The following is a 24,931-nucleotide window of genomic DNA, read 5'->3' on the forward strand; positions in this document are numbered from 1 at the left end:
GTACTAAGCACGACATGAACTAGATAAGTATTCCATGAGTAGTCAGAGTACATAAAAAAAGCCCAGCGACGCTGAACTTTTTGGTTCCTACATTACTATCTTCACGCTTTAAACAAGCCTAATCAACATCAGGGGCAAACCTTTCGTAAGTATCATCAAGACATCACTATGCCACCACTGGCTATACTGGCAATATGTTTATTAGTAACTGAACGGCTAACCTTTGGCATATGGGCAATAGACCCATCAATCGTAGCTACCAACTCCTGACTTTGGCCACTAGTCCTCGGCTTCTGTTGAGTAGGAGATTTAGCCATTACAGGAATTGATACATTTTTAGTCATACTCTCAACAGAGGCAGGATTAATTTGAAATGCTTTGTTACTTTTTTGTGCCATCCCAAGATTAAGGTGCGGTAATAAAGGAGCTGCCATAGCAACTGGCGCCACCTTATTAGCTATAGATGGTATTGCATTTGTTTTCTGCCCAGAGTTTTTATTCCTGCTATAAGAAATAGCATCATTAGCCTCACTGATGTAACGACTTTTCCCATTCTCGTGGTATTCAGTCCTAGCAGCATAAATCAAACGGATCTGCTCTTCTGGAGATAAACTCCGAATATCTCGCCCGCCAGCCATTCGTTTAGCGATACCCAAAACACCAAGTTTACCTCCCTTAAATTTAATAGTGCTCATGCCTCCGTGTTGAATAGATCCACTAAATACAGCCTCTTGCACACCGCGATCATTCAAGTCAAAACCATGTTTAGCATAGGTCTCTCGTGCGGGCTTATACCAAAGATTTTCAGCACTTTTATTTTGAGCAACTTCAAAGCCCTTTGGATCTGCTTTGGCTACAGCTTTCCATTTTTGATTAAAAGCTTTGGTGCCTGGTATTAGCCCTGTAAACATCCCCGCTATAGCTGGATTATCAGCAAAAAATCTATTTAGTCCGCCTTTTGCACTATTAAACTGAAACTTCCCATAAGCCCAGCCTGCTGGATTACCATTTTGATCAGTATCTCTATTAGCACTATCAATACGACCTTCGTATTTTGCCGAGACAGAACCAAGCTCTCCACCCAGAGAACCTTGCTTACCACGTGCATTAACGGCTGCAACATTCCCCATCACCATGGCACCACCAACAGCCACGCTCGTGCCAGCAGATTGGCCACGCCCCTTCTTACCCGCCTGATAATCTTGACTAGCCTGCCTTTTCTTTGAGTTAACATAATCAGCGGCTTTATCGTATTTCTCACTCGCCCAATCTGCGACCGAATTAGCGGCACTTTTAACACCATCCCATGCAGCCCCTGCTTGTTGGCCAAGCCATGTATTACCTAACCAGGTAAAGAACTGCCCAGATAGCTGGCTAAACGTATCAAACGCAGATTGGGCATAGCCGCCAATGGTTTCAAACCAAGGTCCCACCGTACTTTTAAATGCAGTCCATGCATCAGAGGCGAACTGGGTTGCAGCATTGTAATACGGCGTGGCTAAGCGAGTAACTTCCGACCAACTATCACTGGCGAAGCCCGTAATTGATGCCCAAGCATCCCGACCGATGCCTGTAATGGTGCCCATGGCAATAGCCACCTCAGAGGGCAGCACCTCATAATAAACATACTGGGTACCCGCACTCATTTGGCCCATGGCCCCCGCGCCAAGGGTTTTTAGACCACCAACAAAACCATCCCAGCTGCCCATCATTTGGCCAAAGCCTTCAGGGAAAACCTGATCCACTTTTTCGATGACTAACGAAGTCAGCTCTGCGCCGCCGAAGCCGCCAAGAACACCACCCACCACCCCGCCAACAGCCGTACCCCATCCAGGCACAACAGAACCCATCAGGGCGCCGGCCTTCGCGCCAGCTATTGCCCCTCCAATACCGCCAGCAGAGACTACTAAATTTTTAGTATGCGCTTTATTCTTGTCTTCTCGGCTAAGGTCAGACGATTCAACATTGATGCCATTCCACGCAGAAACTAGAGCTCCGATGATGCCGGCGCGCCCAAGCCCTTTAAAAAAACTGCCTTTGGCCAAACCACCGGCGGCGGCACCACCTTTAATAAATTTCCCGTCCGCTCCACGCAAAATACCTTTTGCCGCCTTACCACCTAAAATTGCAGCCGGCGCCTTCAAAATAGACTTCAATAGGCCACCGCCCAAAAGGAACGGCAATAACATTTTCAGAAGCCCACTGGTGCTATCAGACTTAGCCTTAATGTCTTTGAGTAGCTTCGTCTGCTTCTGACTTTCACGCAGTTCTATGGCCTGTTGACGCCGCTGGCGACGCAGCTCGCTCTTAGTTAGGTGTTGGTCACCCTGTTTGGCCAACGGCATTCTAGCGGCCGCCGGCGTCGCGGCCTTAATTGATTTAACCAGCGATTTGTTGGCATCTTTACCGTCAGCCCTTCTACCGCCTCTGATGAGACTGTCCCGTAGCATCGGTGATTGATTAGCAGCCATTCGATAAACTGGCGCCACTGCTGGCTTCTTACCAAAGTTGGCTGCATTGGCAGCCATACCAGTCACGCGCACACGGCCAGATACAATGACACGGTTGCCATCTACTCGGCCCTTGAGTAGTTTTAGCGTTGCCTCGGTATTGTCGACCACCGTTTGTAGTTTCTGATCAATTAGGCCTGCCTTGAAGCGCCCAATCAAAAAGCCTTCTTCATCATGTTTTAAGCTCGTTTGCATGGTATGGCCCTTAATTTAAGATAGGCCAATGCCAACGAATAGATCAGGCTGAAGCTTGGCTTCCAGCTCATCCTTAACTGTGTCGATTTCCCTCTTAATACCTTTCCACGCATTAAGGCCTCGGCCACATCCTGAAGCACTCACCTTTTCTTGCTCTTCAATTTGGCAAATTTGAGTGTAACGAGTCAAAAAGCCTATCTGCTGCTCCATATATTTAAACGCCGTCACAAAAGCTTCTTTAATCAAAGCAGCCTTTTTGCCAGTAAAACCCATGATCAACATCATGGCACCTTCTCTAGTGATACTATAAAACTTGGATGGCTTACCATTCTGCAAGTTGCTGATTTCGTGGCAAACCTCAAAATTGAGGACAGCAAATCCTTGGGTACATTCTAACTTTTCAATGGCACGGATGACGTTATCGTGTCGCTTACCAAACGCCTTAGCAACCTTACGGCTATCAGTCTTAAGATTTTCACCGTCAGCAAACACCAGTGCCGCTGGATTTAATAATAAATTTGTCATATTCATCGTCCTAACCCCCTATTCAAATAAATACGCAATCACGGGCCACGCCTATTTAGGGGTTAGCGTGGCCCTACCAAATGCACTTGGCGATTACGCAAAACAAAAAAGCCCACTGCATGGGCAGTAGGCTTATTGTTCCGTACTTGTATAGAGGTAATTCGTGGCGTTCCCTACAGAACAATAGTACGTTCAACGCTCAAAAAATAACTCAAGTTGATCCATGAACCCTTCTAAAACTTTAACTTGGCTTTCAATAGATTGCTTTTCAACCTTACGGCGCTGTAAGGCTCGGCCAGCATCACTTCCTTTTGTCTTTGACTCTAATTCTAATTCTGCCAGCTCAGCCATATTCGCCTTGATTTCTTCACGACGCACATAGCCCGTCGTCCAGTATCGCCATAGAACTTCGTCACACTCTTCTTGATAACGAATAATCATGTCGCGCTTTTCAGCCTTAACTTTGTTTGGCTGAATGCTATACAGCCAGGCTGGAAGCTTACGAAGCGGCATGCATGTATAAGCACGACGCTGAGCGTCACCTGATACCTGCATCACGATTTCAGTGACACAGGTATGAAACTTGCTTTTTATCTTTTCATGCTGAGGTTGCCAAGCTAAATCCATACCCTCAGCAATTGAACGCATAGCCACATATGGCTCACCATTATGTGCCACGACCATAATTTGATTACCTAAAAATGGTACTTTAAATAAATCCATATGATTACCTTATCTCTATATAAAGTACGTGCTCGCAGGGGTGGCTGATAGAGCAACCACCCCCACCGTATGCAGACGGCTGAACACGTAAAAAACAAAAAAAGCCCACTGCATGGGCAGTAGGCTTATTGTTCCGTACTCTTCAAGTGGTAAATCGTGGCGTTCCCCACACTACTTTTACTTAATAATGTGATCTAACACTGGCACAAACGGCAGGTCTGACGCCACACGCCGGCGGTCCCGTTCCGTGGCAACCAAGAATTCACGGCTATCCAAGGAATCCATGGCCACTGCCGTCTGGGCCAACCAGTTGTCACTAGGCGACACACTGAGACGCATCATCGGTTCATAAGCAATTTGAGCCTGCTCAAGCTCAAACTTAGCATTTTGCAAATCCCATTTAGCTTCATCATATTTGGCTGTTACGCTTTCCAAATCATTTAACAGCTGGGCCTGAATCATATCGCCAGCATCTACCCGCTCTTGCAGTTGCTGATGCTTGCTCACGACAGAGTCCAGAATGACCTGACGCTCAATCATGCGTTCTTGCATCAACAAGCTGCTCTGCCGAGACGTCAGCCGTTCAAAATCGAAAGCAATATCGGCCGAATCCATTACATAGCCACGATTGCCATTAAAATTAGGCATTCGCACATAGTCAAACCCTAAAAAACCTATTGGATTTTGCTCATTTGGCACCACCACACTCGAGAAGCCCCCAAGCTTGCTGCAATACCAACTATAGGCGGCGCGACCCAGATCGTTATCGGCAAACTCAGCCATGTGCTCGATAGTGCCATCCTCATAGGCCTTTAAATAAGTAGTCTTGAAGGCTGGATCAATCGACACCATTTTTCCGTTTTTAAAGCCGACCTCTGAGGGCAGCAAGCCAAACTCTTCTCGAGTGCCGTGACCAAGATAGCCGACCATGTCACCAGACTCAACCAGCTCTTGGGTTTTGGGCGAGTTGATAACCTGAGCGATACGTGACGCATTAAAATTCCGCGGCTGGCCAATGTATTTGCGGCCACGCTCTAAAACATTGTATTTAATTAAAGCTGTTTTCATTGTTTCCTACTCCATCATCTGATTATTTTGGTTTGGCTGCATCAGGCCACCCTTAACATATAGCTCGGCATACTCTTGGTCATAGCCCAAATCCTTACGTAAGAACTGGATCGCCGCCTCTTCAGAGAAACCCACTTCTTTTAGCTGCTGAAACACCTGCAGCATGGTTGAGGACGCCACGGCCTTACGCTCTTTCGTCTCTTGGATTTCACGTTCCAAGGCAGTCTGGGCACCGACAAAGTTAATCTCAAACGGCCGCTCACCCTTCTTGAACACCCCACCATATTTATGCTGGCAATGCACATCAATGATGTCGTTAATCAAATTAGTGAGCCCTTGGCGAATCAATATGGCCCGCTGGGCGCCCTGGGCCGACACCCTGAAAAAGCCGCCATCGCCCAAGCCACCGGATAAAATATCCGCGAACCCAAGCATGGACAGGTCTTGGCCAAGCGACGCAGCCAGCATTTTGGCGTACAGCATCACGTCATCGATGTTGTAGCTATTGGCATTGGTGGCGCCAACCGAGCCGCCTTGGTCCACAGCCACAAGCTGTTTCTCATTAAAAATGGGCACGATATGGGTAATTTTTTCGACAATCGGCTCGCGTTTTTTAATGGCTTCAGTGGCACGGTCTTTGGAGGCTTTCAGAACACCGGTGATCGCATTAAAGAAGTCTTTTTGCTGCCGCGCCGTCATGTCTTCCATGTTCAGGCCCAGAATATTTTCCCGAATAGAGTCTAAAATACGGCTAGAGTTAAGGCCCACCAAGGCATTTTGCAGCATGAAGAATGGCCGCTCTGCGTCTTCACAAAAGCTGCCGCCAATCGTCGCTGGCAATGGCAAATGGTTGGCAGGATCATCGTCCAAGATATTGCTTTGCCAGTGGTTATGCAGCATTCGCAACTGAGGCACAAAACCCATACGTGGCATTTTTAGCCGTGCAATCTGCATGTTTGTCATCGGCACTGGCCGCTTGGCGTCAATACTCAGGTGGTAGCCAGCATTCACCCCCGCAATTTCAAAAGGCTGCACCAGCGGCGGCAACAAAAAGTCCGACACCTCAATCTGAGTGATGCCTACTTTAGCCTTGCCATACAGCCTGGCATAAGAATCGCCGTAGCCCGCCGCCCAGTACGCCAGCTGGTAGGCACAGCGGTTAATCATCGGCAGCAGGACCTTCTGGATGTCCTCTACGACCTTTTTCTCATTGCTTAATAGGTTGGGTCGCTCTTCAATAAAAACGACCTCGCTCGTCGTTTCGTTAGCGCCCAGAGACTGAGTGATATGCAGCTTCAGTGCTGTCGAAATGATCGGATCACCAATCATGTATGAATAGATCTGGTATATCGCCATTCGTGAGCGCGCCGGCGTTTCCTGAGATGATAGCATTTGGCTAATCGTCACCGTATCCATCTGCGAACCTGTTCGATACCCAGCCTGCTCTAATTCAGGCGCGGTCGAATACTCAAAAGGCTCACCATCCATGCCCACAATCGTTGTTTTCTTCATGTGAAATAACCCAAATTAATTGGGTTTATTATGAACAAAAGGGAACCCCAATTTACTTGTGGTTCCCTTTATATAGAGACGTCAGTGCTATACTTTTTTATTGCCATCATCAACTGATAGTTTCACCACAGCTGCCCGCCATTTTTGCAGTAGCTCACTACCGGCAGCGCCGCTGATACAGACAATGACCAGCTGTAAAAAATTATCTTCAATTTGCCATCTGCTGGATGCCTCAGTCGCAAAAAACGTGACTGTCGCCACAAATGAGCTGATCACCAGGTTATAAACCCACAACTTTTTAGTGCTGGTGACGTAATTCTTTTGGCTGCTCAATGTAAAACAAATTTGAGCGACGCCACCAAAGATGCCACCAATCAGGTTAAAGCCATAATCAATCAAAACATCACCACTCATCAGAGCTTCGTTTAGGCTTTGGGCTCTGGCCAAGCTGGGTGCCGCAAATAAAGCATAAACCAAGGCAAGGCTAATATAGGACAACCAACGAAATTGGTTTTCTTTTAATCGATGCAACATACGTCATCCTTGTGTCTATTTGCTTGGTTGACGACAACGCTTTCGTGATACCAAAAGATTGCCCCGATGACGCTTAAAAGCCCCGTAAATATTGACAGCTCCTGCCACCCTAAAATACTCAAGCGATTATCAATTACCTGGTAACAAAGCCCTAAATAGCAAACAACTGATGGGGCATAACCCCATGGCCGCAATTTATTGCCCAGTGCACATAGCTTTTCCATGATGCGCCGGTGGCGCCCTAAAATGTTGTACGTGCCAATGACGACATCGAGTAAGAAAATAACCGATGACACAAACAGCACTTTCAACGAGACCTTTACAACCAAGCCTTGAGTGACTAATTGACTGAGCGCGCTATCACTCAAAAACACACCAGCAATGACGGTATACATGGCCAGCAAGCCATACGCTGCCCTCATCAAAAATAAACTCATGCTCAGCTGGTCTCTGAAACGCTTTTTACGATTCAACATGTGGTGCCCTTAATAAAATTTGAACTGATGCTAGAAATTATAAAAGGGCACAACCCTCACGATTGGTAGTGTTCTCTAATTACGTATGACAAAAAGCAATCTAAAGCTGGCCAGTGTGATGCTATAATCCTGCATCAATAATTTAACTATAAACTTAAATGAAAATCTTCATCATCAACCTTGAGCACCAAACAGAAAAACGCCAGTTCATGCAGGAACAGTTAGACCGCCTTGGTCTTGAGGCTGAGTTTATTGCTGCTGTTAATGGGAAGTCCATGTCTGCTGATCAATTAAGAGAGGCTGTGTATAATTACGACGACTGCTGCTTAACTGCTGGTGAAGTGGGCTGTTCTCTAAGCCATATTTCTATTTATAAAAAAATGGTTTCTGAAAATATTAAACACGCCCTAATTCTTGAGGATGATGCACTTCTAAGCGATGACCTTCCTAACGTACTTACTTCTCTAGAACTAAAAGGTATCAATCACAAGCCTCATGTTTACCTACTTACTTCGCCACAATGCTACAACGAATTAAATCCTACTCAAATTTACGGTAACTACCAGTCTTTTGAACTCTTAGATGCGTGGAATGCTCATGGCTATGTAATGAATATCAAGGCCGCTTCAAAAATGGCTAAAGCTCTTAGCCCTATATTCCTAGTAGCTGATCACTGGAAACACTTTAAGCATGCTGGCTACACAAATATTAGTTGTATAATTCCCGCGCTTGTTTCTGACCATGACCCTGACAAAATAAAATCCGACTTAGAAGCAGACCGGTCTCTAGTGGAGCAAAAAAGGGATGACCATTATCAAGCCATAGCCAAAAATAGCATCCCTTTTTATCAGTACCTTAATTACCACCTTAAACGCATTATCAAGAAACCTATAACCAAAAAAAAATGGCTTTAACTCTTTGCCGTAAGTCCCCGCCGTTTTAATGGATGGGGACATTTTTAATCCAGCTTGGGGATTTCTTCTGGATGTTCCCATCGATTTAACGCAATCCGAAAACGCTTTAGATCTTTAAGTCGTTCAACCTCTTCTGGCGTAGCCTCATCTAAATCAACAGCATCCTGTAATGGCAAAATATCTCGATCGCACTCAGCACGAAGAGTTGCCACTCTTTGAAGAGCTAAGTCCTTGTCACTATCAGCCAACTCTTCATCTAGCCTAACTTTTGCGGACTTGCTAATTTCCCATTGCATGGTATTAACATTAAATTTATGGTATTTGCTTGGGTACTGCTGATATGCCAAAAATTGATCCTTAGTCATCTCGATCATATCATCTGTAATCAACATATCTTGAGAGCCGTCTGACTCAAATCCAAATACCTCGGTTGTCTCTACATTAATAAAATGTTTCATGATCTCAATTCCCCCCAGCTTTTAATACCGTTCGCGTTCGATTGTTTATGTACCGAATAGGTCACTCCTGCTGGAACCACGAAACTGATGCTTAACCACTCATTCCCATCTTGTATTGGGAATGATACCCCACCAATGTTATATGACCCGGTATTGAAGTCACCACTAACTGTTACCATTATTGGTTGTCCTGTCGTATTTGTATAAGTCACACCAAGGGATCTACTTTCTGTTACGTTTTGCCATTTTTGCCCAACACCAAGCAGATCATTCGTTAATGCGACGGTGCCCGTTTTCTTAGGAAAACTATTTACAAACTGCCCAGCAGAATTCCCATCTTTTCTAACTTGAATAATGGCCGCAGTGCCATTTTGATTAGAAAACTGGATGCGAGACCCGACCGCTGTGGCGGCCATTGAGGGGATATCAATGCAAAAACTGCCCCAATTTGCATTCACATACATAGATGTTTGTGACGTGATGCCTTGGAAAAGAGCATACCCATTCGGGGCGAATTCAAATACCGACTGATCCCCTGTCACGTAGTCCTCTTTGCGTGCCTTTAATGACATCACGCCACGGCTATCTGCTTCAAACCACCATCTACGACCCAAAGTATCCTCACCGACAGCTATATTCTGAAGCTGGAGGCTAGTAAAATTACTATTGCTTGATCCATTCTCGTTAGTAACGGTTATTCCACTAGGTACGATGCATCCGCCACCGGTTGGCAGCCCGAGTACAGTTAAATCAGGAACAACCAGCGGCCCCGTCATTATGCCGCCAGCCTTCATCAACGCCGCATTGGCCACGGCCAAGATCGCTTCATTTAATGCTTTGCCCTGAGCCGCTGTGAGGGCTTGGGCGGTACTGGTCCCTGTCAGTGTATTGTTGAGCTGCACGATGCCTGCGGCAGCCGTAGTGGCCTTGGTGATCGCGTGGGTGTGCCCTGTCACGGTTACTGAATTGGTTGAGACGCTGGTAATGTTACCTGGCAGGCCTAATGTCACCGTAACATCACCCGTTAAGGCGCCCCCGCCAGTTAAACCGTTACCAGCGACCACCTTGGTTTGCTTAGGAGCAGCATTATTGGCCACCATGCCCACAGCCCCCAGCGCCCACTCGGATGCAACCTTGTCTTTTGCCGTGCCATCGGTTTTATGAGAAATATCGCTGTCGTTTAAATACTTGTCCCACTTACTCCACGCACCGTTATAGCAACCACGTGAATAAATCCGACCAGAGTTGTAAACCATGTATAGCTGGCTGACGATTGAGGTGTTGGGGCTTGCTAAAACAATTAAGGTACCGGCCAACGTTAGGGGGTAATTGAGCTCTGGTTTGGCCTGAACGTTAGCCGTTTGCATGTAGAAGCCCATGGACTTAAGGTCATTTAGGTCTGTCCCTGATGTACCCAGTGGAGTGGTTTTCATGTTACGAATGTCGGCCCAATCTACGCCATCAAGGCGAACCCAGACTGGAAGAGCACCATTATTAATGGTGCCACAATAGCTCCGCGGAACCTCAGATCGATACGACGTTATAAAAACAAGGCCGTCTTTATCCGAGGCTCTCTTAAACCATATATGCCATATAGTACCGTCAGAGGTCTCACTTTTTGGTTTGCTTGCCTGAGTAAGCTTAGCCATAACGTCGTCGCCGTCTGCATATAAATCTAAGATATTTAACATCGGCCACGAAGAAGATCCACCAGTTGCCTTGGTAAAATCCTTTGCTTTAATAATCTGATCTGGCTTTTGCCAAACACCATTATTTTTTAGAATTTCATAGGATTTGCATGAACCTGTGGCATATGTCCATACCATTTTGCTATATTTATCATTACTACTTGAGTGGTGCGTTACCTCCACATATGCCGCAGTTCTCCCCTCTGGGGTCATGGGAAGGAATGTAGCGTCCGAATCCAAGCAGTAATATTTACCATTCGCTGGATTACCAAATAAGTAAGCTAAAGTCTGTAATTTAGTAGCACTGTAACCCTGGTTGTCCAAAATATCATTCACCACCTTCACGGCTGTACCAGACGCAATATTGGTATTAGTGCCCTTAGATGGATCAGTAATCAGCTCTGGAAGGCCTCGGATGGCACTCCAATCACTACCAGTCACTTCGGCCCAGCCCTGTAGCTTGCCAGCCACAACGTTGCCCTGCCACTTGCGAGGATTCTTCGCACTGTATTCCGACAGCTCAATCAAATAGGCATTGTCAGTGTAATTACGGCGATTCACATAGAAAAAGATGGCATTGGTAAGAGGGCCATCAGTCAACCGACTCAAAGCTGAAGCCTCTTTAATGCTTAAAATAGATACCGCTGTTGAGTAATAAGTGACCTTAGACGTCCACACCTCATCCTTAATCACTTGAGCAATATTATTGGCCAACGTGCTTAAGGCAAACTCCGTGGCCACCATGCGCTTACTGGTGCCATTGATGACGTTAGACAGGTGCTTCTCAGTCAGGAACTCTAGCCAAGGGCTGGCAACTGATTTAAATATGGTCTGGCCATAAAAGCGATTATTGGAATTGGCCCCAGCAAAATTAAGCCCATGACTAGCACTCCACTGCGAGTGAATCATAGCGTCACCACTTTGAAGGCCAGGCCAGCCATCTTTGACACTAGATGTCGCGGCATAAAATCCTGACATAATGGCCTCGGCCACTGAGTTCATTTTTTTACCATCACCCGCAATACCCGAATCATTCAGCCGGCGTGTCACGTCCCCCACTGCCAGCTCACTGGCCACAAGGTCTTTGGCGGTACCATCCACTTTATGAGAAATATTCGCCTTCTTGAAATACTGCGGGTGGGCTTCTGGATCATCAATGTGGTGCTCTAAAGCGGTCAAAGCCAAGTCTTGGCTATTGTTCTCAATGATCGTCACGGTGTTCGCATCAAAGGTATCGAACGTTAAGTTCCACGACAACACGGTGCGCTTAGAGGGGTTCACAAAGTCGATCACACCACCATCTTTTCGCTTGATGGTACAGAACACCACGCCAGAAACCCCATCAATCAGGTTCACCTGGTCAATGCTGTACTCTTGGTCCTTTGAAAAAATGTTGATGCGAATGCGAATTTGCTGGGGCCCAATCACGGTGCCAATCGTGTTAAACGTGCCCATGGTTTTGCCCTTCGACAAGACGACCGCCTTCGTAATTTCAACCCTAAAGCCATTTTTATCCTTAGGGTTATTGAGCGCGGCGACATACCCGCCATCGGTAATTTTAACTACTAATTTTTCTTCTGGTTTTTCGTTTTTGCTCATCATGGCAACCTAAAATAAATGTAAATCCATCGTTACGGCTCAGTCGAGCCATACGCAAAATTAATTGAGCTCACCGGCGCACTAAATCCAAAGGCAATCGTTGTATCAAAGCCAATGCTTCTAAAAATATCGGTGATAAAAAGTCGTGCAGGCAAAGTGCTGTCTAGATTTCGAGCAATGTCAGCAGGAAACTCTGTCACTTCTTCAGACAATACTAACTGGAGCCGAGAGGTCAGAAAGTAGTCGTTCGCATTAAGACCCGCTCCCTCAATTTCGGCTAAGGTCTTCAGCTCTGATGGGTAAACCCCACCCTTTTTTTGCCATAGCTGATTGATCTCAAAATCACTGCCCCAGGTCACGGTAAGAAAGGTTTTTAGAAACCCAAGCCCCCTTTTCCCATTGCGGTATTTGTAGGCCAACAACAGGTATCGAAGCGATTCGCTAGACAGCACGCTGGAATTAAAATTACCAATGCCGTCATGAATCAACGCCTTGGTTTGAATGTTGCTGGTCCCAAGAAAAGGCGCACCGGTGACGTTGACGTCGCGGGCACGCGGCTCAAGGTGCTTCTGGTACAGCAGGATCATCAAGTTTTTCAACTCTTCTTCTAGCTGGTCATGTGAGTGAGAGTGCGCCAGTGGCAATAACGCTTTCATGGCTAGCGCTCCCACATCAGCATTGGCTCATTCTTCACGGTGACGGATGCACTATCGACATACTGAAATACCTCAGGCAAATTGCTGCCCACCTCTTCAATCGTCAAATACAGGTCACTGGTGCCATCCGATAGCTCATACACGTTTTCACGCAGCCCCTTTTGAGTCTCTTGCCAGTTGATTCGCCGGCCGCCCATCTTGGCCCAAGAAGAATCGCGGCCGTACTCGCCAATCAACCACAGTTTGACCTTGGCCTTAACCGCTTCGGCATCATGCAGCGGCGACAGCCGGAGCTTCACATCGATCTTGATGGTTTTTTCAGTGGCCTTCACAAATTTAATGGCGTAAGAATCATCGGCACGGCCAATGACTCTAGTGATGTTGGCCTGCGCTTCGGCCACGCTCATGTCGTCCTTGATAAACGCAACAAAAAGCTTATTGATGTTTAAAACATCAGGCTTTCTAACCAATTCCTCAACCCGCTCATTCCAAATGGACAAGAACACAAAAGGGTTTAGCTCACGTTTAACTAAATAGGCAAACTCACCCAAATACACTGCGTTGTTGTTATAGATAGAGGGGTATTTGGCCATCTCACGCATCTGCGAAATGCTTTGTGGCATGGCGCCTTTGGCCACAATGTCCCCCGAGAAGGCGCGCAAGTTTTTCTCTGACACGTCTTCGCTGGCATACTCAAAGGTCAGTTCACTGCCGCCCTCAAGCCCAATATCACCACCCGTAAAGTAAGTGATGATTTTCAATTGCTCGCCAATCTTGGGCACATAGCCAAACTTATTCATCAGGCCAAATGTCACATGCAGACGCATGATTTCATCCACACCCAAGTGGTAGCAGTCAGTTTCGGCACCAATGTTGTTAAAGTCCTCAATACGCTTTAGGGTTTTGCCACCATCAACGCGGACCACATCCACACCCAGTAAGTACTGATTGGCACCAGGCTCTGGCACGTCCACTTGGTAAAACGATTTGTAGGCGGCTACTTCATGCACAAACTCGGACTGCTCCCGTTGTATGGCCGTCACCGTTTTGACCTCATGTGGCCCGATTGTGGCCCCGTCACGCACCACCCACACCCGACTTTTGTTGTCCAGTAAACGACGGCCAGCTGAAATAGTCACAGGCACGTCTTCCTGATTGCGGATATTGATTTGGTAAACGGGCGCTTGGCCAAAGGGCAAGATGCCCTTAGCCGCGGCATCAGCTAAAACCATTGAGTCTCGGGCCTTGGTCCATGGCTCCGTTTCAGCCAGCCCGATTTGCATCGACAACATGCCCAGCATCTGAGCCATGGCGCCAAATTGCTGGGTGATCGTCACATCACCAATAGCGATGCGCTCGGCTAATGCGGGGAAGTTGGCCAGCTCGGCCATAGCCGCATCATAAAAATCTTTTTTCTCGTACAGGTCGCCCATAAAAAAAGCCCAATAATTTGATATTGGGCTCATCGTAGCTGAGTTTATGGAATGAAAATTTAACCGTTCCCTAACCTATGGGATAGGTCCGTACTTTATCAAACAGGGCGATATGCAGGTGCTTCGCATCGAATTTCTCATCATCAATATAAACGGCCACCGCACCTTCTGGTGCACTATTTAATGCCGGTATGTCTTGACGCATTTTAGCGATGATCGCATTGGCGTCAGCGGTGCTCATGGGGCGATGCAGATACTGCTTAAAATCCACCCCGTAATTTGAACCTAGATAGCCATTTTGCTTGGTCCCCATCCAATGGTCTATTTGGCCAAACAAAAAATTAGTGATGCCATTATCCATGGTGTCCCCTTTTTACAGCCAGTGCGGCATAAACGTGTCGCTCTGTACAAAGCGCAGTGGCACCTCTTCTAGCCCTTGCTCTGAGCGGCCAAGATCGTTCTGCATCCCAGCTACACGCATGGTGTAGACCTGATCATAAAACTGCTTATAGGCGACGTTGGTGCCGTACACAATGCGCACATCAAACAAGTAATAATAAGGCGGCATCACTGTGCCATCACTTGGCGTCGTGTAAGATGCCTTGCGCGTGACCCACTCTTTAATGATGCCGTCGGCGGTATCCATCACGGTCAGGTTTAATTCAGAGCGTGCCGACGTATTGATCACATCCAATTCACCGGACCCGATCTGCACCGTTTCGCCGCCAATATCAAAAGCATTGACCGATAGCTGCGTGGTAAACAGGTTGAATAAGCTACGGTTGCCGTCAGCGCCCTCAACGGGCCCGCGGCCAGATCGGTCATTGATCTGCAAAACATAGAAGTTTTTACGTGCCAGAGTATCAGCCTGCACCTCATCAATGATTTGCTTCATGTCACTCAAAGACAGGCCACCAGCAAACATTAGGGCATCACGGTTGATGCCCTGATTGCCAAAAATATTTAGCCCCAAGCCGCTTAAAACATCTCTGGTGCCATCCTCAAGCTTCTGGTCAACACCAGACGCCCATATTTGCGCCGCGCTGCTGATCCGCTTCGATGCCTCATTGGTGGCCATGCCAATGGCGGCGCCGGCAACCTGTGAACCAAACTTACCCAGCGCCGAATCACCCAGTAAGCCGGCAACCCCTTGGCCTAAGCCTTGGCTCAACCCACCCAACAAGCTGCCACCAAGGCTAGATAGGCCACCAACGGCACTCGATACTGGGCTAGGTTTGTAGATAGACATAAGGCTCCTTAAATCGTCGTGGCCAAAACACTGAAGGCCAGCTTGCCCAAACGTTCATCCCGATAACGCTGGATGTCCGCTTCAATTTCCGAGCTATTGCGACCAAATGGATCATGAGAGTGGTTTTTGCTGGCCTCCTGCAAGAGTGCCCCCTCTTTCTCACAAAACAGCTCAGCCAAAACCTTGATGACGCCCCAGTCAGACACATGAATGACTGAGGACTCATCAATAACCACCACCTCACTGACCAGCTGGGCCACACCAGCATCATTTTTAACAATCCGTTGGTGTTCTTGCGCTAAATTACCGCGCGCCTGGTATTCCGCCACGGCCTTAAGAAACAGCTTGGCTACCTGACTAACCGGCAATAGATTGGTTACATGATCCTCGGTGTAAGCTTGGGCCAACTCTTGGATGGTTTTACCGGCCATGGCTAGATATTGCCTTTCTCACTGCCAAAACAATGGTAAGCAATCTGGCCATTAAACATCATCAAACCGGTACGGTTTTCAACGTCAATTTCGGGCGGCTCGATGCCAAACAAAATCCCGTGCGTACATTCCCATTTATGAGTGTGTTTTTCAGGCGAGCCCATATACACAGTGAATGAAAAAGTGGGCCGATTATTAATCGCTCGACCTTTGGCAAGCTCTTCATGGAACCGGGTTAAATGGCCAGCCACCGTTTCATACATGGTGAGCTGATGAGTAAAATCAGTACGTGGCAATGCCTGAGTATGAGTCATGACACCACCCACAATCGGCACGTCAATCTTTTCCTCTGGGGCAATCACCGGCAAAGCAAAACCTTTGGTTAAAACCATCAGGCCCTCATAGCCATGAATAACCATTGAGTATTCACACGACAGCGCCAGCTGCCCCAGCGCATCAAGCTGGCTAATGGCCCGTTTCTGTTCTTTAATATCAAACATTGTTAATCCTTTATTTAAATAATGATGATGCCGCGTTGACCACATCGCTAACCAAACCACCAAACATGCCCTGCTGTGCCGCCATATAATCCTTAGTGTCCCAAGACTGATGAGACCCTAAAGCGATCTGCACCGTAGCAAAAACATCACCCATGGGGCTATACGGGTTCACCAATGGCCGGCTAATGTTCTCAATAACCAAAGGCTTGTACGTCACACCCTTGTACGTTAAAGCAACATAGCCTGGCGCCTCCGATGGAAACAACAAACTCACCACGTCTTTACTTTGAACCGCCCCTTGAATAAAGCCATCAGCAAGGCTTTTGGGGTAAGCCATGGCAATCAGCTGATTGATTGGGCCAACCACTTCACTAATTGGGTCTTGGTAGGCCCGAAACACCAGCGTGCCACTCAGCTTCAATGGGGCGTTACCAGTAAACACTTGCCGTGAGTTCAGCTTAGTGATCCCCGTCCGGCCCTGCCCTTTCTGAAACAGGTCTTCAAGGTACTGAGTGCCTTTGGCTAACATGCCCTGCTGCTCTTCCTGCCCACCCTCACCATTCGCGGCCACCTGCTTTAACACCTGGATGGACTGAACCATAGAGGCTGACTGAATGGCCGCGGCGATGGTGGGATGCTTGGAATCGCTCGACATGTTCTCAAACGCAGACTGCCAGTTAAATTCCTGTTCAAAATTGAGTTCTTGAAAAGGTGCTGACACACCACCGATGGGGTCCGCTATGCCATCAACGCTGCAAGGGGCAATGTTGCCGATTAAATCAGGATGTAATGAGCCCCAGTTGGACGAGACGGATAACTGCTTGCCCACCATTTGAGTCACGCCACCAATAATCTGATCTACCCAAGCCATACAATGCCCCCTTTATGCTGACTACAAACCAAGCGCGCTACGCTTACGCATAGATCGAGCACGACGCGCTCGGGCACCGCCACTATGTGATTTACGTTGCGCCTTACCAATGGCCACTTTCTGCTTACTGCTCAGGCGTACACGGCCAGAAATGCGCTTGCGAATCTTGACCTTTTTGCCGGCACGCACCACGATGCGTTTTTTGTACACCGCATCCATCGTGGCACCATCCAATACAGAAGCATCACTGTCGTCATCGAACGCAAAGCCATGGATTTCATCGCCGACAGCGTCTTCACCGTCAGGCAACAAATTCAGCAGCAAGTCACGGACACGCTCGGCAGCATCATCGTCAGCGTCATTGATTAAGGCATCAATGTCTTCGTCTGATACGCCTTTCTTGGTCAAGCACTCGGCCGCCAGCTCATAGCCCATGTTCAAGATTTTGGCTTCATCGTCGTCGATTTCACCGTCTTTATTGGTGTCACACAAACCGATAAACAACGCATCCAGACGATCATTTAGGCTCTCACCATCGTCCAAATCATCGTCCACAGTTTCGGCCCACTCAGCCATTAACGCAGCCACGCTCAGGCGTAGATCAATGATTTCGTATTGAGAGGCGGCGTCCGTAGCCGTCACCTCCACGCCATCAAATACGGCGACTGCTTTTGGTTTTGCTACTGGCGCCGCAAACGCATTGCGCGCGCCTAATAGAAAATCATCCATTGTCTTTTCCTTTACTTTCTAGAAAACATGTTTTGAGAACCCTTGATGACACGAACCACACCATCAAAAGCCAGGTTAATCGTCCAGTCCATCTGGTCGTCTGGGTAGCGATCATTTGGGAATACTTCATAGCCATAAGGCGCACCGCCCAAGTTGACGCTTTCCACCAGCCAATTACTGGCAAAGGCACGATCGCACACGGCTCGAATTTCACGCTCCATCAACACCAGCGCTTCACTCATTGGTTTTTGCAACAAGCTTTTTGAGTAGCGGCCAAGATAGTCTTGGAACCAAATCGACATTTCGGACACGCTAGACAACTTGCTGATGCCTGATTTCTTAGCCCCAGACAACGAGTCTTCCCAGACATAGCCGCTACCATCGTGGTACTCAGAGTAGATGCAAGGATTGATCTTGGCCTCGGCCAACAATGCCAATTCTTCGTCTTCTGGATGGTAGGTCTGTTGAAACTGGCTACCAGACAGGTAAAAGTCTTTACCGGCCACGGGCTGATTCAATGGAGACATACCGTGCCCATTAGTGATTGAGTTGCGGGCACACGAGTAGCCGACCTTTTGGCCAACGCTCGACAAACGCACCACACCCGATACACCCGTTGGGTCTTGGCGCTTAATCGGCGTCCAAATCCAATCGCAATACATGCCGCCCTGGGCATCAAATTCAAAGTTGTTTTCAACCCATGCCACCGCAGCCTCTGGCGACAAATCACCCGACACTTCTTGGAACATTTTGCGGTTGTATTTCTGCGCCGTTTCAACCAGGCCACTGACCAACACAATGACTTCGCCTTCCGACATAATGTAGCGATACGGAATGCTGGTTTTACCAAGCTGAGTGGCCGCGGCCTGATAGTCTTCATTGGTTAAGGTGCCATCATCCACAAAGGCCACGATGCCGGCGCCAACCTTACCTTTGGCCAATGCATCACCTTCTGCCACCAACGGCGCTTTGCTGACTTCAATCTCAACCATATCGGGATAAAGCTTTTCAACCACATCACCAATAAAGGCCGAGTTGTTTTGCTCATCGATGGCGCCGTAGTCAGTCGAGCCTTCAAACTCATAAAGTACATCGCCCTGATCTTTTTCAATGCCCTTGCTGTTGTAATAGCGTTCACGCACCACTACTTTCAGCCAGTCTTTGGTTGCACCTTGGGCAATTGACACGTACACGCCCTCATTGATGCAGTCAGCGAACTTCATGGCCATGAGCCATTTGCTGTCCCCTGCATCAGGCAAGTCTTCTGAGGTTGTCAACACATCCTCAGAACCATGATTCAAGACCACCCAGCTGTTCACCGCGGCTTTACTGGCCAGACGCATCACTACGGCCGCAGCCGCACCGGTACGAAAAGCGTCAAAAATTTGAATGTAGGTTTCATTTGAGCGCGACAAGCGAATAGACTTGGCCACGCCCAGCTTTTGCTTCAGCTTCGATGACAGCACCAAAAAGGGCTTATCAATACGACCACGGCTAAACTGACCCACTGTCGCCAGTGTCTGGTCGCCCAGCTGTGGCAGCATTCGATCGGTTCGGTCCACTGGCATGTTGATTTGCACACCAGACGCTTGGCCAATCACCTGCCGCTTATAAATTGTTTGAGCCATGCTATGCCCCTTCCAACTCTAAAATAATGCCCACACCAGCTTTCCAGCTGTTCAGCACACGCAGTTTTGCGATGTTCAACTGAAACTTATTGAGCTGATCAGCATTGTCAAACTTAACGGCAGCAGAGCCACCAGATTTGATAAAGCGACCTGGCTGTTTGCCCAGCTCTGGAAACGCACAATCTGAAATGGTCAGGTTGTGCACTGTGCCCGTGACGGGGAAGTCCACTGTTTCAGCTGCTGCCGTAGCCTCTTGGTCGCCGCCACTTTCGCCTTGACCATCAGCACCACCTGCTTCAGCCGCTGACTTTTCTTCGTCCAACACCTGGTCGGTACCGGCGCCGCCTGCGAATTCATCAACAGACTGTTCTTGCTCAGCATCAACTTGCTCATTTGAGGCATCAGCACCGCCAGCTTCAGCAGCAGCTGGGGCCGGGGCTTGGCTTTGTTGGTACTCTTCACAAGCGGCCACAAGAGCCTCCATGCTGGCATTTTTGCGAACAGACACACCGACAGACGCCAAAAAATCACGATATTCTTGTTCAGTTTCTGGCACTTTGGTTTCTACGCTTTCACTTACGTCAGCCACCGGCGCCGGGGTTTCCCCCGAGCCAGCAACGTCAGTAGTGAGCTGTTTATCTAATTCAGACATAAAGCCCACCTTTCTTTTAGTAAACTACGCTGATCACAGAAGCGGCCGCGGCAGCTTGAGTGTGAGGATTCACGGTGCCCGCTAAAGCCTGGAAGTAGAACTGACCACTTTCGCCACTTTGATTGGCGGCAATTGGGGTGACGCGAATACCCAGTGAGTCACCAGTGATGTATGGGTTAGCGCCCACCTGCTCAGAGCGGCCGACACACAAGATGTCGAAGCCAACTTCTTTTTCTTCTTTCATGGTATTGGGAATGAAATAAACTTCGTACTTACCTAAGTAAGTCCCCAAACGGAAAATGCCTGGGCGGAATGGGATACCTGACGGCTGGAATACTTCGGCCGGCATTGAGGCGAATTCAGCAGCGCCCTGCTCGCCCACGTAAAGTACGCTTACGCCATTTAGATTGGTACGGCTGACCATATCCATATCAACCGCAGTTAACTGGAAGTTAAAGTCACGCCACACGCTTTCACGCGAACGCTCATTAAGGCGATTGGCCAAATCCATTTTGAAGTTGTAATTGAAGTTTTTACCGATGCGGTACATAGACTTCACCGCATTGAAATGACGCTCTGCACCAGATTGGGCACGCAATGCATAAAGACTTTCTGCACCCTGGTCTAAGCGAACTTCACTATTCCATTGGTGACGTGCTTCTTCAGTCGCCACATAGAAGCCAGTCATGTACTTAGCACGGATGGCATGGTGCTCAGCATAGGCTTCAACACGAGGGCGTTTGTCTTTGAGTTTTTCATGCTCAAAGTCAACTTCAGCTTCAAACACAACAGAGTCAAAGGCTTCCAATGCCGGCGTAAACGTGGCGTCAATCTTGCCGGTTTCACAATTTGCGACAGCTGATACAGAAATCGCTTTACCTTGGGGAAGCTTGATGTTGCCAGAGAATGTTGATACCAAAGTGCCACGACTAGAGGCCGTTGGCGCAGAAGCGACAATAAAGCCATTCACCAAAACTTTGATCAACGATGGCAAGATGGGCGAGCCAGTAGCATCACCCACAGACAGCTTGATGGTGCCTTCGTACTTCGCATTATCAGTAGTTTCTGCATCGACATTGCGGGTACCGCCCATAAAGGTCTTACCAGCATTACGACCATCTAATGACTCAAAACGATCGTAATCGCCCGTAGCACGCTGGGCACGATGACCGGCCAAGATGATGCGGCCTTCTAAGCCCTTATCCATGGCGATCTGGCCACCAAAGGGAATGATGTCAGCGAAAGCACGGTAAACCGCAGTAACAATACTGGACACAGACATAGCTCCACCTGATACGCTTGAAGCATCATCCAAGGTAGCGGTATAGCTGCTGTCTAAACCGATTTGGCTAGCGTAGTCTTTGTCTACGCTGGCCAAGTTAGAACGAATGGCACTATCCATCACCCAGTAAGGTGCGGCGTGGCCGTGTTCACGCTCATAAAGCGCAGCACCTTTAGCCACTGCATCCATAACGACAGCGGCAGTAGAACGATCAGAACCGCCATAATTGATGGAATCAGGCAAAGCCGTCAGCAAGGTGCCAACGACGCCTGATTCAGAACTCGCTAATTGATTTTCGATACCCACGCTGTCAAACGTTGCAACAGACGCGGCACCGCCAGCATTGAGTGCTGCAGCAATACCTGCCTTTAGCACGCGGGCGGTGGTTTGTTGATCTGCGGGATTTGCAGAAATAGCCTTAGACATATGTTGTTCTCCATAAAATTAACAATCACAAACTGATTACAGTACTGCAGTGAACGTATTCTCATATGGATTACAAGGGGCTTTTTGTCGCGTTCCCTACCTGTGAAAAGATGTAAAAAAACCACCCCAAAGGGTGGGTTATTCATGAGCACAATTACCTCAAAAATGGCTTCTCCGTATTAATTCTCCAAGCCATATACTGTTCAAATGAAACCATGCTGACAGTTTCTGACACCCACTTCCTTTATTCTTTGTCCATTAACAACACCCTTAACTTAAAGGAAAAGCCATGTCTACTATGACTCTTTATACTAACCCCCATTCCCGTGGAGTAACAGTTTCTTGGATGTTGGCTGAATGTGGCCAAACACACGAATACATACCTTTGGCATTCAAAACTGAGATGAAATCAGCTGAATATTTAAAATTGAACCCCGCTGGCAAAGTACCTACACTAGTACATGACGATATTGTTATCAGTGAAACCGCAGCAATTGTTGCGTACTTGGCAGATTTACACCTTGATAAAAAACTGGCACCTTCACTAGACAATCCTTTACGCGGTGAGTACTACAAGTGGTTGTTTATTATTTGTAACCAGTTTGAACCCGCTATGACTGATGTGAAATATAAAATTAAATTGAGTGATGAAATGCGCTTTGCCTTGGGCTATCCCGAGTTAAGCGTATTGGAAAAGCAAGTCACTGATGTTTTGAGTAAGCGTCCTTATTTATTAGGAAAGGATTTTTCGGCGGTAGACATAATGCTTGTAGCCTTACTGGCCGCAGCGAGTGAGTACACAAAAATCATGCCATTAAATGATGTTTTGGCAGCTTACTACCAGAAGGCCATTACTCGCCCTGCTTTTATAGAGGCACAAAAACTGAATACCAATATGGCTAAGGAAATGGGGCTATAGCAAGTAATAAGCTAGGTAAATAAAAATGCTAGTCGATTGGCTAGCATTTTTCATATGACTTGGCTATGAGATGATATAGCCTATTAAATATTCAATAGTCTCTAATAGCGCTCGTCACCTTCTGAATAAATTTGCTGTTCCAAAGGTTGTAGCAAATAAACCGTCGTGCGACTGCCTGGCAAACTGGTCGGTGAAATAACCTTTAATACCTGATAAGCAATAGTCATGTTGGGCAATATTTGGTACACGCGATCATACTTCTGAACCTCAAACTCACTTTCAATGACTGGCTCAATGTTGACCAGTATCTGGCCGTCTGCGTAGGTAAAGCCCTCACCAGCATGTTCTGAACCAGGTAAGCGCTCGGTGTGAAGCATTTTTGCCGCGCCCAATAGATCAATCTGATATTCGGCCTCATCATCCATGCCTAGCTCCATTGCGCCACCAATGGTCTGTGGATCACTGCCGGCGTCCTTCCCCACCTTGCGATATATGGCCACGTCCACTGCATTGATGTGGGCTAATGTGAGCTGACGAACGGCCCTATTTAAAACAGCATTGATTGGGTTCTTCATTACTTCCCACCTTCTAATATTTTTTGAATGGCGCTTACCTGTTCAGCCGACAACTTACCGCTATCCACGCTGCGCTTAATTTCTCGGGCCACGTCTGATGCACTCATGGCTTTAGCCTTGGCTCTGGCCAAATCAGCCGGCGACATGCCGGTGCCAGCGATAGATTGCCCAGCCCCGCCTTTAAAAGCATCTCGAATGTCCGCCGGTGGCACTGCATTTTTACGACGGCGCACAGCTTTACTTGTCCAAGACTCTTTGGCCAACGTTTGGGCCATACTGTCAGCCTGGCGCTTACCGGCCGTTTTGGCGCGGGCCAAGGGCTTTTGTCGGTAGTTCGCCAAATAGTCCTTCATGTACCTGGTAAAAGATGGGGACTTTGTCAACACCAGCATCACACGCAAAGCATGCTTACAGGCGATGCCCTTCGTGTTGGGGTTGCGCACCTTCGGGAAACCAGTCTCTGGCTTACCCTGTGCATACCCACCGACAGAGGCAATGTAGCGGTACCAGAATCGATGCCTGCCACAATCACAGTCAAAACGTATGGCGCCGCGGCTCACTTGATTAGCCAGTTCATTGGTGATGTTGCCACCAGCCAGCGCCGCCTGAAAGTTCAAGAATTCGACAGTAACAATGTGGTGCGAGTCACCGCTTTTATGGCTGGCATTTGTCCTAAAGACAACAGTACCATTTCGATCCTGCCGCACCGGCGCCGCCAAGGTAATTTCATCTTGGCACCGCTTAATGTCGATTTTGAGGCTTTTATTAATGACCGTGCGCGGATGAATGCCACCTTGCACACCCATGCGCTTAAACTCATCTTGAAGGCCTCGCATCGATGCCTCAAAACGCTTTAAGTCCTCAAGCTGCAAGGCCTCAGTCATCGCCCCTTTATCTCGGTTGATCTTGCTCAGCACTCGTTCCGCACGCGTTGGCGGCAAATTAAGCACATCACCAAGGTTCAAAATATTGCCGGCGCCAGAACGTTTGCTGTCGGCAATCTGTTCGCGTTGCTTGACCAGATCAAGCTGGCTTTTAATATTCTGGGCCATCTTAATACAGACTCATACCAGTTTTTTTCTTCTTGCCACGGTTGATGATGGCCACCAATCGATCAGGCGTAAGAAAGCGTCGTGTACCCTCGGTGATCGGCAGATCAACATCAACAAAGCCAACTTGGGCCGCGGTGGCGATCCAGTCAGAGCGGTTGCCATACACAAACTGATTAGTCAGGCTTGGATCAAGCGTCTGTGCCCGCTGTACATCATAGGGAAGGTGTGGCTGATGCGCCTTAGTGTCTTGTGAGGCCGTTCGCATTTCACGGAAGGCAATGGCCACCTGCATAGAATCAATCGCCATGAGAACCCCTTAAAGTTGA

Annotated in this window: 25 protein-coding genes; 2 read left to right on the forward strand and 23 right to left on the reverse strand. The window is 47.9% G+C overall.

The annotated features are described in order from the left end of the window. Positions 1-155: 155 nt before the first annotated feature. From AB8Q18_08320 to AB8Q18_08350, 7 genes are all read right to left on the reverse strand, one after another. Positions 156-2,705 (reverse strand): hypothetical protein, encoded by a 2,550-nt coding sequence (locus AB8Q18_08320; GenBank protein ID XDZ50201.1) that lies wholly within the window; start codon positions 2,703-2,705, stop codon positions 156-158. A 15-nt stretch (positions 2,706-2,720) separates the two neighbouring features. Continuing rightward, entirely contained in the window at positions 2,721-3,230 is a 510-nt protein-coding gene (locus AB8Q18_08325) for a Rha family transcriptional regulator (GenBank protein ID XDZ50202.1), read from the reverse strand. A gap of 192 nt (positions 3,231-3,422) precedes the next feature. Continuing rightward, positions 3,423-3,953, reverse strand: coding sequence for a phage antirepressor N-terminal domain-containing protein (locus AB8Q18_08330; GenBank protein ID XDZ50203.1), 531 nt, complete (start codon positions 3,951-3,953; stop codon positions 3,423-3,425). A 177-nt stretch (positions 3,954-4,130) separates the two neighbouring features. Then, on the reverse strand, positions 4,131-5,021 hold the full coding sequence (locus AB8Q18_08335; GenBank protein XDZ50204.1) for a hypothetical protein: 891 nt from the start codon (positions 5,019-5,021) through the stop codon (positions 4,131-4,133). Positions 5,022-5,027: 6 nt separating this feature from the next. Further along, a complete protein-coding gene (locus AB8Q18_08340; protein XDZ50205.1) occupies positions 5,028-6,533 on the reverse strand; it encodes a hypothetical protein in 1,506 nt (501 codons plus the stop codon). A gap of 87 nt (positions 6,534-6,620) precedes the next feature. Then, positions 6,621-7,067 (reverse strand): hypothetical protein, encoded by a 447-nt coding sequence (locus tag AB8Q18_08345; GenBank protein ID XDZ50206.1) that lies wholly within the window; start codon positions 7,065-7,067, stop codon positions 6,621-6,623. Then, entirely contained in the window at positions 7,052-7,543 is a 492-nt protein-coding gene (locus tag AB8Q18_08350; GenBank protein XDZ50207.1) for a hypothetical protein, read from the reverse strand. The genes AB8Q18_08345 and AB8Q18_08350 overlap by 16 nt, the downstream gene beginning before the upstream one ends. 158 nt (positions 7,544-7,701) lie before the next feature. Between AB8Q18_08350 and AB8Q18_08355 the strand changes: the two genes are divergently transcribed. Then, entirely contained in the window at positions 7,702-8,457 is a 756-nt protein-coding gene (locus AB8Q18_08355; protein XDZ50208.1) for a glycosyltransferase family 25 protein, read from the forward strand. 44 nt (positions 8,458-8,501) lie between these two features. Here AB8Q18_08355 and AB8Q18_08360 read toward each other — a convergent pair whose 3' ends face one another. The 13 genes from AB8Q18_08360 to AB8Q18_08420 form a co-directional block, all read right to left on the reverse strand. Next, positions 8,502-8,915: a tail fiber assembly protein gene (locus AB8Q18_08360; protein ID XDZ50209.1), complete on the reverse strand. Its 414-nt coding sequence runs from the start codon at positions 8,913-8,915 to the stop codon at positions 8,502-8,504. After that, entirely contained in the window at positions 8,912-12,202 is a 3,291-nt protein-coding gene (locus tag AB8Q18_08365; GenBank protein ID XDZ50210.1) for a pyocin knob domain-containing protein, read from the reverse strand. The genes AB8Q18_08360 and AB8Q18_08365 overlap by 4 nt, the downstream gene beginning before the upstream one ends. 32 nt (positions 12,203-12,234) lie before the next feature. Next, complete coding sequence (locus AB8Q18_08370) at positions 12,235-12,858, reverse strand: hypothetical protein (GenBank protein ID XDZ50211.1); 624 nt, start codon at positions 12,856-12,858, stop codon at positions 12,235-12,237. Positions 12,859-12,860: 2 nt separating this feature from the next. Then, positions 12,861-14,291, reverse strand: a complete 1,431-nt coding sequence (locus AB8Q18_08375) for a hypothetical protein (protein ID XDZ50212.1) — start codon at positions 14,289-14,291, stop codon at positions 12,861-12,863. Between the two features lie 70 nt (positions 14,292-14,361). Next, positions 14,362-14,652 (reverse strand): hypothetical protein, encoded by a 291-nt coding sequence (locus AB8Q18_08380; GenBank protein XDZ50213.1) that lies wholly within the window; start codon positions 14,650-14,652, stop codon positions 14,362-14,364. A gap of 12 nt (positions 14,653-14,664) precedes the next feature. After that, the gene (locus tag AB8Q18_08385) at positions 14,665-15,540 is read right to left on the reverse strand and encodes a hypothetical protein (protein XDZ50214.1); all 876 of its coding nucleotides are present in this window, start codon (positions 15,538-15,540) and stop codon (positions 14,665-14,667) included. Positions 15,541-15,548: 8 nt separating this feature from the next. Further along, positions 15,549-15,971: a hypothetical protein gene (locus AB8Q18_08390; GenBank protein XDZ50215.1), complete on the reverse strand. Its 423-nt coding sequence runs from the start codon at positions 15,969-15,971 to the stop codon at positions 15,549-15,551. Positions 15,972-15,973: 2 nt separating this feature from the next. After that, positions 15,974-16,471, reverse strand: a complete 498-nt coding sequence (locus tag AB8Q18_08395; protein XDZ50216.1) for a hypothetical protein — start codon at positions 16,469-16,471, stop codon at positions 15,974-15,976. Between the two features lie 10 nt (positions 16,472-16,481). Next, complete coding sequence (locus tag AB8Q18_08400) at positions 16,482-17,342, reverse strand: hypothetical protein (protein ID XDZ50217.1); 861 nt, start codon at positions 17,340-17,342, stop codon at positions 16,482-16,484. A 21-nt stretch (positions 17,343-17,363) separates the two neighbouring features. After that, positions 17,364-18,071, reverse strand: a complete 708-nt coding sequence (locus tag AB8Q18_08405) for a hypothetical protein (protein XDZ50218.1) — start codon at positions 18,069-18,071, stop codon at positions 17,364-17,366. A gap of 11 nt (positions 18,072-18,082) precedes the next feature. Beyond that, the gene (locus AB8Q18_08410) at positions 18,083-19,699 is read right to left on the reverse strand and encodes a hypothetical protein (protein ID XDZ50219.1); all 1,617 of its coding nucleotides are present in this window, start codon (positions 19,697-19,699) and stop codon (positions 18,083-18,085) included. A 1-nt stretch (position 19,700) separates the two neighbouring features. After that, the gene (locus AB8Q18_08415) at positions 19,701-20,351 is read right to left on the reverse strand and encodes a hypothetical protein (protein XDZ50220.1); all 651 of its coding nucleotides are present in this window, start codon (positions 20,349-20,351) and stop codon (positions 19,701-19,703) included. A gap of 16 nt (positions 20,352-20,367) precedes the next feature. After that, the gene (locus AB8Q18_08420) at positions 20,368-22,059 is read right to left on the reverse strand and encodes a hypothetical protein (protein XDZ50221.1); all 1,692 of its coding nucleotides are present in this window, start codon (positions 22,057-22,059) and stop codon (positions 20,368-20,370) included. Positions 22,060-22,348: 289 nt separating this feature from the next. On the opposite strand from AB8Q18_08420, the gene AB8Q18_08425 reads away from it, so the two are divergent. Then, on the forward strand, positions 22,349-22,978 hold the full coding sequence (locus AB8Q18_08425; protein ID XDZ50222.1) for a glutathione S-transferase family protein: 630 nt from the start codon (positions 22,349-22,351) through the stop codon (positions 22,976-22,978). Between the two features lie 101 nt (positions 22,979-23,079). Here AB8Q18_08425 and AB8Q18_08430 read toward each other — a convergent pair whose 3' ends face one another. The 3 genes from AB8Q18_08430 to AB8Q18_08440 are packed head-to-tail and all read right to left on the reverse strand — an operon-like array spanning position 23,080 to position 24,912. Next, positions 23,080-23,553 (reverse strand): hypothetical protein, encoded by a 474-nt coding sequence (locus tag AB8Q18_08430; GenBank protein XDZ50223.1) that lies wholly within the window; start codon positions 23,551-23,553, stop codon positions 23,080-23,082. After that, on the reverse strand, positions 23,553-24,605 hold the full coding sequence (locus tag AB8Q18_08435) for a hypothetical protein (protein XDZ50224.1): 1,053 nt from the start codon (positions 24,603-24,605) through the stop codon (positions 23,553-23,555). The genes AB8Q18_08430 and AB8Q18_08435 overlap by 1 nt, the downstream gene beginning before the upstream one ends. A gap of 1 nt (position 24,606) precedes the next feature. Beyond that, entirely contained in the window at positions 24,607-24,912 is a 306-nt protein-coding gene (locus AB8Q18_08440) for a hypothetical protein (GenBank protein ID XDZ50225.1), read from the reverse strand. Between the last annotated feature and the right edge of the window lie 19 nt (positions 24,913-24,931).

The organism is Neisseriaceae bacterium CLB008, from assembly GCA_041228285.1.
Classification (GTDB): Bacteria; Pseudomonadota; Gammaproteobacteria; order Burkholderiales; family Neisseriaceae; genus JAGNPU01.

What these genes read in the sequence shown, in the direction of transcription:
- AB8Q18_08345 (XDZ50206.1), bottom strand. Translation starts at nt 7,067, where the DNA reads ATGTTGCATCGATTAAAAGAAAACCAATTTCGTTGGTTGTCCTATATT.
- AB8Q18_08380 (XDZ50213.1), bottom strand. Translation starts at nt 14,652, where the DNA reads ATGGATAATGGCATCACTAATTTTTTGTTTGGCCAAATAGACCATTGG.
- AB8Q18_08410 (XDZ50219.1), bottom strand. Translation starts at nt 19,699, where the DNA reads ATGGCTCAAACAATTTATAAGCGGCAGGTGATTGGCCAAGCGTCTGGT.
- AB8Q18_08425 (XDZ50222.1), top strand. Translation starts at nt 22,349, where the DNA reads ATGTCTACTATGACTCTTTATACTAACCCCCATTCCCGTGGAGTAACA.
- AB8Q18_08320 (XDZ50201.1), bottom strand. Translation starts at nt 2,705, where the DNA reads ATGCAAACGAGCTTAAAACATGATGAAGAAGGCTTTTTGATTGGGCGC.
- AB8Q18_08350 (XDZ50207.1), bottom strand. Translation starts at nt 7,543, where the DNA reads ATGTTGAATCGTAAAAAGCGTTTCAGAGACCAGCTGAGCATGAGTTTA.
- AB8Q18_08400 (XDZ50217.1), bottom strand. Translation starts at nt 17,342, where the DNA reads ATGGCTTGGGTAGATCAGATTATTGGTGGCGTGACTCAAATGGTGGGC.
- AB8Q18_08390 (XDZ50215.1), bottom strand. Translation starts at nt 15,971, where the DNA reads ATGGCCGGTAAAACCATCCAAGAGTTGGCCCAAGCTTACACCGAGGAT.
- AB8Q18_08355 (XDZ50208.1), top strand. Translation starts at nt 7,702, where the DNA reads ATGAAAATCTTCATCATCAACCTTGAGCACCAAACAGAAAAACGCCAG.
- AB8Q18_08360 (XDZ50209.1), bottom strand. Translation starts at nt 8,915, where the DNA reads ATGAAACATTTTATTAATGTAGAGACAACCGAGGTATTTGGATTTGAG.
- AB8Q18_08405 (XDZ50218.1), bottom strand. Translation starts at nt 18,071, where the DNA reads ATGGATGATTTTCTATTAGGCGCGCGCAATGCGTTTGCGGCGCCAGTA.
- AB8Q18_08430 (XDZ50223.1), bottom strand. Translation starts at nt 23,553, where the DNA reads ATGAAGAACCCAATCAATGCTGTTTTAAATAGGGCCGTTCGTCAGCTC.
- AB8Q18_08375 (XDZ50212.1), bottom strand. Translation starts at nt 14,291, where the DNA reads ATGGGCGACCTGTACGAGAAAAAAGATTTTTATGATGCGGCTATGGCC.
- AB8Q18_08370 (XDZ50211.1), bottom strand. Translation starts at nt 12,858, where the DNA reads ATGAAAGCGTTATTGCCACTGGCGCACTCTCACTCACATGACCAGCTA.
- AB8Q18_08435 (XDZ50224.1), bottom strand. Translation starts at nt 24,605, where the DNA reads ATGGCCCAGAATATTAAAAGCCAGCTTGATCTGGTCAAGCAACGCGAA.
- AB8Q18_08365 (XDZ50210.1), bottom strand. Translation starts at nt 12,202, where the DNA reads ATGAGCAAAAACGAAAAACCAGAAGAAAAATTAGTAGTTAAAATTACC.
- AB8Q18_08420 (XDZ50221.1), bottom strand. Translation starts at nt 22,059, where the DNA reads ATGTCTAAGGCTATTTCTGCAAATCCCGCAGATCAACAAACCACCGCC.
- AB8Q18_08440 (XDZ50225.1), bottom strand. Translation starts at nt 24,912, where the DNA reads ATGGCGATTGATTCTATGCAGGTGGCCATTGCCTTCCGTGAAATGCGA.
- AB8Q18_08385 (XDZ50214.1), bottom strand. Translation starts at nt 15,540, where the DNA reads ATGTCTATCTACAAACCTAGCCCAGTATCGAGTGCCGTTGGTGGCCTA.
- AB8Q18_08340 (XDZ50205.1), bottom strand. Translation starts at nt 6,533, where the DNA reads ATGAAGAAAACAACGATTGTGGGCATGGATGGTGAGCCTTTTGAGTAT.
- AB8Q18_08335 (XDZ50204.1), bottom strand. Translation starts at nt 5,021, where the DNA reads ATGAAAACAGCTTTAATTAAATACAATGTTTTAGAGCGTGGCCGCAAA.
- AB8Q18_08415 (XDZ50220.1), bottom strand. Translation starts at nt 20,351, where the DNA reads ATGTCTGAATTAGATAAACAGCTCACTACTGACGTTGCTGGCTCGGGG.
- AB8Q18_08325 (XDZ50202.1), bottom strand. Translation starts at nt 3,230, where the DNA reads ATGACAAATTTATTATTAAATCCAGCGGCACTGGTGTTTGCTGACGGT.
- AB8Q18_08330 (XDZ50203.1), bottom strand. Translation starts at nt 3,953, where the DNA reads ATGGATTTATTTAAAGTACCATTTTTAGGTAATCAAATTATGGTCGTG.
- AB8Q18_08395 (XDZ50216.1), bottom strand. Translation starts at nt 16,471, where the DNA reads ATGTTTGATATTAAAGAACAGAAACGGGCCATTAGCCAGCTTGATGCG.